Source organism: Flavobacterium sp., from assembly GCF_021151785.1.
Lineage (GTDB): Bacteria > Bacteroidota > Bacteroidia > Flavobacteriales > Flavobacteriaceae > Flavobacterium.
Genome location: NZ_JAGKWP010000095.1, coordinates 1 through 8,812, shown reverse-complemented (window position 1 = coordinate 8,812; position 8,812 = coordinate 1). Strand labels below are relative to the sequence as shown.

The following is an 8,812-nucleotide window of genomic DNA, read 5'->3' as shown; positions in this document are numbered from 1 at the left end:
AATAATGCCTGTAAATCATTCCAAAAAAAATTTTTTTTAGTTATTTTTACATACGAAAACTACAAACCACAACTAAAATGAACTTAGACATTATTGACAAAAAGCTGCTGGAATTATTACAAGCAGATGCTAAAACTACAACTAAAGAATTATCACTCAAGCTTAATCTTTCTGTAACAGCGGTCTATGAACGAATTAAAAAACTTGAACGCGAAGGACTAATCAACAAATATGTAGCCCTACTCGACCGAAACAAAATCGAGAAAGGTTTTGTAGCACTTTGTCATGTTAAACTCGTAAAACACAACAAAGAAATCATCACCGAATTTGAAGCAGAAGTAGTTAATTTGACTGAAGTGCTCGAATGCTTTCATGTGAGCGGTGATTATGACTACATTTTAAAAATTTGTGTAAAAGACATGGAAACCTACCGCGATTTCATGGTAAATAAACTTACCTCATTAAAACATATTGGAAGTTCACATAGTACCTTTATGATTGGAGAAGTAAAAAACACAACTTCATATAAGTTTAGCTATTAAGTATATTATTTTACCAACTTTCATTGGTCATATTTATTTAAAAAGCCTTACTTTTGTAATCATAAATTTAACTATAAACTTTTAACTACATATACAATATGAGTCAATTTGATGTAACCATTATTGGTTCAGGGCCAGGAGGATATGTTGCGGCAATCCGTTGTGCTCAATTAGGTTTCAAAACAGCTATTATTGAAAAATACTCTACTTTAGGTGGAACTTGTTTAAATGTGGGATGTATTCCATCAAAAGCATTATTAGCTTCCTCACATCATTATGAAGAATTACAACACTTTGCAGACCATGGAATTGAAGTGACTGGAGATGTAAAAGTAAACTTAACTAAAATGATCGAACGCAAACAAGCAGTAGTAGATCAAACCAGTGGTGGAGTTAAATTCTTAATGGACAAAAACAACATCACCGTTTTTGAAGGTGTAGGTTCTTTTGAAAGTGCAACTAGCATTAAAGTCACTAAAAAAGATGGTTCTAGTGAAATAATAGAATCTAAAAATAGTATAATTGCTACAGGTTCAAAACCTTCCTCTTTACCTTTCATAACAATAGACAAAGAAAGAATTATTACTTCTACAGAAGCATTGAAGTTAAAAGAAGTTCCTAAACACCTTGTAATTATTGGTGGTGGTGTAATTGGAATTGAATTAGGACAAGTTTATTTAAGATTAGGCGCTCAAGTTTCTGTTGTTGAATTCATGGATAGAATTATCCCTGGAATGGACGCTGCTTTATCTAAAGAATTAACTAAAGTATTGAAAAAACAAGGCATGAAATTCTATACTTCTCACAAAGTTCAATCGGTGGAAAGAAATGGAGATGCTGTAGTTGTGAAGGCTGAAAATGCCAAAGGAGAAATTATTACTTTAGAAGGTGATTATTCGTTGGTATCAGTTGGTAGAAAACCATATACAGAAGGATTAAATGCAGAGAAAGCTGGAGTTAAATTAACAGACAGAGGTCAAGTCGAAGTAAATGATCATTTACAAACTTCTGCATCAAATATTTATGCTATTGGTGATGTAGTTCGTGGCGCTATGTTAGCCCATAAAGCTGAAGAAGAAGGTGTTTTAGTTGCTGAAATTTTAGCGGGACAAAAACCACATATCGATTATAACTTAATTCCAGGTGTTGTTTATACTTGGCCAGAAGTTGCTGCTGTTGGTAAAACTGAAGAGCAATTAAAAGAAGCTGGTATAGCTTACAAAGCTGGAAGTTTCCCATTTAGAGCTCTAGGAAGAGCTAGAGCTGGAGGCGACATTGATGGATTTGTTAAGATTTTAGCTGATGCAAAAACAGACGAAGTTTTAGGCGTTCATATGATTGGTGCACGTTGTGCCGATTTAATCGCAGAGGCTGTTACTGCTATGGAATTTAGAGCTAGTGCTGAAGACATTTCAAGAATGTCACATGCACACCCTACTTTTGCTGAAGCAATAAAAGAAGCGGCTTTAGCGGCTACTGCAAACAGAGCATTACATGTTTAAAACATTCTAAACCCAATAAAAAAGCCCAACTGTAAGTTGGGCTTTTTGCTTTACTTAGTATTCCATTCAAATAAATGTTTATAACTATTCCAGTTTGCATATAGTAAAAATACATTAGCAATTAGCACTGCCGCAGCCATCGGAATATCTGATTTAGAAACTACAACATGAATTAAAAAAATATTAATAGATATTGGCATAAGCAACACCACACCTAATTTATCCAACTTACCTGTTATTAAAGTTAAACCTGCTAATAATTCTACTATTTTCGCTGCTGGAAAAACATATTTAGATGCCACAAAACCAGCCATCAAAGTAGCCATATCACCTATTGGTTGCGGTTGTTCACCACCTAAATTAAAAAAATAACTAATGGATGCAAAAAGCATCATAGCTCCTAAAAGCAATCGTACAATTAATGTTGCAATTCTCATAATTATAAATTTATTTTTGGTTAATTATTTTAAAGATAGTAAAAAATAAAAAAATATAGTATTTTAGATTTAAAATTACATCCCATGCAAGATAAAACACTTATAGGAAGCGAAGAATGGTGTGCTTTCCCTCAACTTGGAATCCCTGCCATCAAAGCCAGAATTGATTCAGGAGCTAAAACCTCAGCCTTACACGCCATAAACATCAAAACCTTTCAAAAAAACAACCAAGATTGGCTCCGGTTTGACATTAATCCCATCCAAAACAATTCTAAATCTATTATCCACTGTGAAGCACAACTAATTGACCAACGCATTGTTAAAAGTTCTAGCGGAACACGTGAAAAACGCTATGTAATCCGTACAGAAGTAAAACTAGGAGAACATAACTACCCGGTAGAAGTAACGCTTACTAACAGAGATTCAATGGGATATCGCATGCTTTTAGGTCGCGAAGCCATGGTTGGAAGATTAATAGTAGACCCCGAACGTCGCTTTGTATTAGGACAACCTTCCTCTGAAAATCTAAAAGAATACTACTATAAAGAGACCAATAAAAAAGGATTAAAAATCGGTTTACTTGCTAGTAATCCCGAATTATACAGCAACCGAAGAATAATCGAAGCTGGTGAAATGAGAGGACACGAAATGCATTTTCTTAATTTGAAATACTGCTACATGAAACTCAGTGCTTCTAATCCAGAAATACATTACAGAGGCGGATTAGTATTGAATGATTTTGACGCTGTAATTCCACGAATAAGACCTAGCATGACGTACTATGGTTGCGCATTAACCCGTCAGTTTGAAGCTTTAAAGGTTTTTGTATTAAATTCAGCTTCAGCAATTACACAATCGAGAGATAAATTGTTCTCACTCCAATTACTTTTAAATAATGGTGTAGATATCCCTACAACAGGATTTGCTAACTCTCCGTTAGATACTGATGATTTAATTAAAATGGTAGGAGGTTCACCGTTAATTGTTAAACTACTTGAAGGAACACAAGGTAAAGGAGTCGTTTTAGCTGAAACCAAAAAAGCAGCGGAATCAGTAATTAATGCCTTTAAAAGTTTAAATGCTAACATTCTTGTACAAGAATTTATAAAAGAAGCTAATGGTAAAGACCTGCGTTTGTTTGTAGTTGATGGCAAAGTTGTAGCTGCGATGCAACGAGAAGCAGCTCCAGGAGAATTTAGAGCCAATATTCACATGGGAGGAACAGCATCTATTGTTAAAGTTACACCTGAAGAAAAGAAAATAGCTATTCGAGCCGCTAAAGCTATGAACTTACGAGTTGCAGGTGTTGATATTATTCGCTCAAGTAAAGGTCCGCTTTTATTGGAAGTAAATTCTTCTCCAGGTCTAGAAGGAATTGAAGGAGCTACACAAAAAGACATTGCTGGCGAAATGATTAAAGCTATCGAAAAAAATTTTAAATCACACTAATGCATCCTTATTTAGATATCGTATTAAGAAGTATGACCGTTTACTTCTTCATGGTACTAGCTCTTCGTGTATTTGGCAAACGAGAACTGTCACAACTTAATTCGGCTGATATTGTACTCATTTTGTTAATCAGTAATTCGGTGCAAAATGCTATGGTTGGAAACAACACTTCATTAGAAGGAGGAATTTTAGCTGCTTTGGTATTATTTTTAATCAATTATTTTTTAAAAAGAGTTTTAAATCAATCTAAAGCAATCAAAGACTTAGTATTAAGCAAACCTGAAATATTAATACACCACGGTATTATAGATTACAAAGCATTGACTAAACTTGGTATTACTTCAGACGAATTAGATGAAGCAATCAGAGAACATGGAGTAGAAAATCATAAAGAAGTAAAACTAGCTATGTTTGAAGTAGATGGTAACATTAGTATCATTTCAGGAGAAAACAATATAAAGCAAACCCATCACAAAAGAAAAATACATAAAACTTTAAATGAATTCTAATGAATAAATTCACCAAAACTTCATTAATCATTATAATTATTGCAAGTACATTAATGATTTTAGGCGCTTATTTAAAAACACAAAAACTGCCAATAGCTAATTACATTATGGGAATTTCATTTGTTCTAGAGATTGTTGTTGGCGGCATGTTATTGCTTCATATTATCAAAATAAAAAATAAATAAATTTTATAATGAAAGTATTTTTAGTACCATTGATTTTTTTTCTTGTTGGATTGGCAATTACCATAATTGGCAGTTTATTTAAGTTAATGCATTGGCCGGGTGCGAATTCCATACTAATTACAGGAACACTACTTGAAGTACTAGCAATAGTCGTTTTAATTTACCTTTTAATAAAAAAAAGCAATGGAAATAACCAGTAAAATTATTGTAGTAGGTATCGCCATTTTACACATCTATATCCTATGGCTAGAAATGTTTGCTTGGACTACGACAGGAAAAAAAGTATTTAAAACTTTTCCAAAAGATTTGTTTGAGCCAACCAAGGCTATGGCTGCCAATCAAGGATTGTATAACGGATTTTTAGCAGCTGGGTTAATTTGGTCGTTACTCATTTCAGATGACATTTGGAGCAAAAACATTGCTTTATTTTTCTTAGGTTGTGTCTTAGTTGCCGGATTATATGGTGCTTATTCTGCTTCAAAACGAATATTATTGATTCAAGGCTTACCCGCTTTATTAGGAATATTTGCAATTCTATTAAAAATTTAAAAACAAAAAGCCTTTAGAAATCTAAAGGCTTTTTTCTTATTCTTCCACTTGAAAACTTTTCAAGAAGTGGATAGATTTTTCAATATCATAATGTAAAATTCGATCTTCATCTACAAAAGGAACTTCATCTCGATAGGCTTTAACAAACATCTCAATAAATTCACTTGACCTTAAAGGTCTTCTGAATTCTAAAGCTTGCGTTGCATTAAACAGTTCAATAGCTAAAATACGTTCCACATTTTCAACAATTTTAAACGTCTTTGTCGCTCCATTTGCTCCCATACTCACATGATCTTCTTGTCCGTTACTCGAAACAATGCTATCAATACTCGCAGGTGTGGCCAATTGCTTATTCTGACTAACAATACTCGCAGCTGTATATTGCGGAATCATAAATCCGGAATTTAACCCTGGATCACTCACTAAAAATGAAGGCAATTCTCTTAATCCCGATATCAATTGATACGTTCTTCTTTCTGAAATATTTCCTAATTCAGCTAATGCAATTCCTAAATAATCCAGCGCCAACGCCAACGGTTGTCCATGAAAATTCCCTCCTGACACAATAATATCTTCACCAACAAAAATATTCGGATTATCGGTAACTGAATTAATTTCAGTAGTAAATACTTTTTTAACAAAATCTATGGTATCCTTAGTAGCACCGTGAACTTGCGGAATACAACGGAATGAATAGGGGTCTTGTACATGTTTTTTAGGCTGTTCTATAATCTCACTTCCTTCTAAAAAATCTAACATTCTTGCAGCAGTAGTTACTTGACCTTTGTGTGGACGAACTAAGTGAATTAAATCCGTAAATGGTTCTTTTCGACCATCAAATCCTTCTAAAGAAACCGCACCAATTAAATCAGCCAAATAAGCTAATTTTTGAGCTTGAATTAAATTATACACGCCATAAGCACTCATAAACTGGGTGCCGTTTAACAAGGCCAATCCTTCTTTTGATTTTAAAGTAATCGGTTTTAAATTTAATTTACCTAAAACTTTATGAGCCGGCTGACGGAATCCATCATAATACACTTCACCTTCAGCAATTAAAGGCAAACATAAATGAGCCAAAGGAGATAAATCTCCCGAAGCCCCTAAAGAACCTTGTGTATAAACTACGGGCAAAATATCAAGGTTATAAAAATCGAGTAAGCGTTCAACAGTTTCCACTTGCACACCCGAATTTCCATAACTTAAGGATTGTATTTTCAGGAACAACATGATTTTCACTATATCGTGTGGCACTTCTTCTCCTGTACCACAAGCATGTGATTTCATTAAGTTTTCTTGTAATTTAGATAAATTCTCATTTGAAATTTTCACATTACACAACGAACCAAAACCTGTATTAATCCCATAAATAGGTTCGCTTTGAGTTTGCATTTTATCATCTAAATACTGACGACACTTCGCTATATTAACTTTTGCTTCTTCCGAAAGCGCTAGTTTTTTTCCTTGAAAAACAATTTCGTTTACCTCCTCAATTGTTAATAATGATGAACTTATATAATGTGTATGTTCCATTTTTTTATGAATAAGTTGCCAAAATTCAACAAAATCATTTAAAAATACAACAATTGTTAATAAGAAACTTCCATTTTTAAATGATTAACAATATTTATCCAATTTGTGACCCCATTTTTAAGAAATTTGCATAAATTAGCGACTCAAAATTTATAGTTCAATTAAAATGAAAAATACAGCACTAACAGCAGTTCACGAAAAATTAGGAGCAAAAATGGTTCCATTTGCAGGTTATAATATGCCTGTACAATACGAAGGAGTAAATGTAGAACATGAAACCGTTAGAAATGGTGTGGGTGTTTTTGATGTATCACACATGGGAGAATTTTTCCTTAAAGGTGAACACGCGTTAGCTTTAATACAAAAAGTAACTTCAAACGATGCTTCAAAATTAGTTGATGGTAAAGCTCAATATTCTTGTTTACCTAACAATGAAGGAGGAATTGTAGATGACTTAATCGTATACAAAATTGCTGACAATCACTATATGTTAGTGGTAAACGCCTCAAATATTGAAAAAGATTGGAATTGGATTGCTCAACACAACGACTTAGGAGTTGAAATGATTAACAATTCTGATGCGTATTCTTTATTAGCTATTCAAGGTCCAAAAGCAGCTGAAGCTATGCAATCTTTAACTTCTATTGATTTGACAAATATGGGATATTACACATTCCAAATTGGTGAATTTGCAGGAATAAAAGACGTTATTATTTCAGCAACTGGTTATACGGGTTCTGGTGGTTTCGAAATTTATTTCAAAAACGAAGATGCAGAAACGGTTTGGAACAAAGTATTTGAAGCTGGTGCTGCCTTTGGAATTAAACCAATTGGATTAGCCGCTCGTGATACATTACGTTTGGAAATGGGCTTCTGTTTATACGGAAACGACATCAACGATACAACTTCTCCATTAGAAGCAGGTTTAGGATGGATTACAAAATTCGACAAAGAGTTTACTAATTCTGAAAATCTTAAAAAGCAAAAAGAGGCTGGAGTAACTCGTAAATTAGTTGGATTTGAATTAATTGAAAGAGGAATTCCTCGTCATGACTATGAAATTGCAGATGCTAATGGAAATATAGTAGGTATTGTAACTTCGGGAACGCAATCACCTTCTTTAGGTAAAGCTATTGGTATGGGATATGTTCCAACTGAATTAGCCGCAGTAGATTCAGAAATTTATATTCGAATTAGAAACAAAGACATCAAAGCAAAAGTGGTCAAAATGCCGTTTTACAAAAAATAAAAAAAAGAGCCTACGGCTCTTTTTTTATGATGGTTATTGACGCTTCTTCTTCTTTATTTAAAGTTGCCAAAAGTTCAAAACTACGCTCTTTATCAATAAATTCAAGTTTTGCGGTATTAGGCTTAATTTTACCTTCGTTTAAAGCCACAATTTTAAATACATCATCCCCTGAACTTAATTTTATTGTGAGCACTTTTTTCGTATTAGAAACCAAATAATCACTCAAAATTAATTTCCCATTATGAAACAAATTAATTCGGTCTCCGTCTTCTTGTCCGTTATCCCAAATTTCAATTTTAGCAGTGGAGGACTCCCAAAAAACATTTAAATTTTGATTTTTAGATAATTTATTAATTTTTAAACTATCTAACATTTTAATTGTATTGTATTTTTCTTTTGAAGCTTCATCTATCTTTTTTGACTTTTGTATCTTTTTATTAACCTTAGATGCTAGATTATAAATCTTATTGCTTCCTACAAGTTGCAAAGTACCGTCAATGCATTTGGTCTTATTTTTAAACAAGCCTTTAAAATTACCATCTAATTTACTTGTATTTTGAACTAATTTAACTTTACCCGAAAAATTCACAAAACAAAAAGCACTTTCAGAAAATTTTGATTTTGTGTAAAGAATTTCATTTTCTTTAAATTCAAATACTTTCGTTTTTTTATTGTAAGTACCTTTAACAATGCTCTTCGTTTCATTTGCTCCATCAAGATCAGTAATTGAATAGCCATTGATTATTCCTTTATTTTCACTAAAAACCAACCTATAAGTAATTACTGTTTTATCATTTCCGTTTAGTTTAATAATTCCATAAAACTCAAAATTAGTTTGAGCTTGAGCACTATAAAAG

The 8,812-nt window shown here is 32.9% G+C and carries 10 protein-coding genes; 7 read left to right on the top strand and 3 right to left on the bottom strand.

The window, feature by feature from the left end; all coding sequences use genetic code 11:
• Nucleotides 1-77: 77 nt before the first annotated feature.
• Together QZ824_RS09455 and lpdA are read left to right on the top strand one after the other, a co-directional pair.
• On the top strand, nt 78-542 hold the full coding sequence (locus QZ824_RS09455) for an Lrp/AsnC family transcriptional regulator (RefSeq protein WP_291275775.1): 465 nt from the start codon (nt 78-80) through the stop codon (nt 540-542).
• Nucleotides 543-640: 98 nt separating this feature from the next.
• Complete coding sequence (gene lpdA / locus QZ824_RS09450) at nt 641-2,044, top strand: dihydrolipoyl dehydrogenase (protein ID WP_291275774.1); 1,404 nt, start codon at nt 641-643, stop codon at nt 2,042-2,044.
• A 50-nt stretch (nt 2,045-2,094) separates the two neighbouring features.
• Here lpdA and QZ824_RS09445 read toward each other — a convergent pair whose 3' ends face one another.
• Complete coding sequence (locus QZ824_RS09445) at nt 2,095-2,481, bottom strand: DoxX family protein (protein WP_291275773.1); 387 nt, start codon at nt 2,479-2,481, stop codon at nt 2,095-2,097.
• 84 nt (nt 2,482-2,565) lie between these two features.
• Here QZ824_RS09445 and rimK point away from each other — a divergent pair, with 84 nt between their 5' ends.
• The 4 genes from rimK (at nt 2,566) to QZ824_RS09425 (ending at nt 5,173) form a co-directional block, all read left to right on the top strand.
• Nucleotides 2,566-3,930, top strand: a complete 1,365-nt coding sequence (rimK, locus tag QZ824_RS09440) for a 30S ribosomal protein S6--L-glutamate ligase (protein ID WP_291275772.1) — start codon at nt 2,566-2,568, stop codon at nt 3,928-3,930.
• Nucleotides 3,930-4,439 carry a YetF domain-containing protein gene (locus tag QZ824_RS09435; protein WP_291275771.1) on the top strand — a complete coding sequence of 170 codons (510 nt, stop codon included), beginning with the start codon at nt 3,930-3,932 and terminating at the stop codon, nt 4,437-4,439. The genes rimK and QZ824_RS09435 overlap by 1 nt, the downstream gene beginning before the upstream one ends.
• Nucleotides 4,439-4,624 carry a hypothetical protein gene (locus QZ824_RS09430; RefSeq protein WP_291275770.1) on the top strand — a complete coding sequence of 62 codons (186 nt, stop codon included), beginning with the start codon at nt 4,439-4,441 and terminating at the stop codon, nt 4,622-4,624. The genes QZ824_RS09435 and QZ824_RS09430 overlap by 1 nt, the downstream gene beginning before the upstream one ends.
• 183 nt (nt 4,625-4,807) lie before the next feature.
• A complete protein-coding gene (locus QZ824_RS09425) occupies nt 4,808-5,173 on the top strand; it encodes a DUF1304 domain-containing protein (protein WP_291275769.1) in 366 nt (121 codons plus the stop codon).
• A gap of 36 nt (nt 5,174-5,209) precedes the next feature.
• Here the strand turns inward: QZ824_RS09425 and hutH are convergent, their stop codons facing one another.
• On the bottom strand, nt 5,210-6,706 hold the full coding sequence (gene hutH, locus QZ824_RS09420) for a histidine ammonia-lyase (RefSeq protein WP_291275768.1): 1,497 nt from the start codon (nt 6,704-6,706) through the stop codon (nt 5,210-5,212).
• A gap of 166 nt (nt 6,707-6,872) precedes the next feature.
• On the opposite strand from hutH, the gene gcvT reads away from it, so the two are divergent.
• Nucleotides 6,873-7,955 carry a glycine cleavage system aminomethyltransferase GcvT gene (gene gcvT, locus QZ824_RS09415; protein WP_291275767.1) on the top strand — a complete coding sequence of 361 codons (1,083 nt, stop codon included), beginning with the start codon at nt 6,873-6,875 and terminating at the stop codon, nt 7,953-7,955.
• 10 nt (nt 7,956-7,965) lie between these two features.
• Here gcvT and QZ824_RS09410 read toward each other — a convergent pair.
• The coding region (locus QZ824_RS09410) for a hypothetical protein (protein WP_291275766.1) at nt 7,966-8,812 on the bottom strand (847 nt) is incomplete at its 5' end.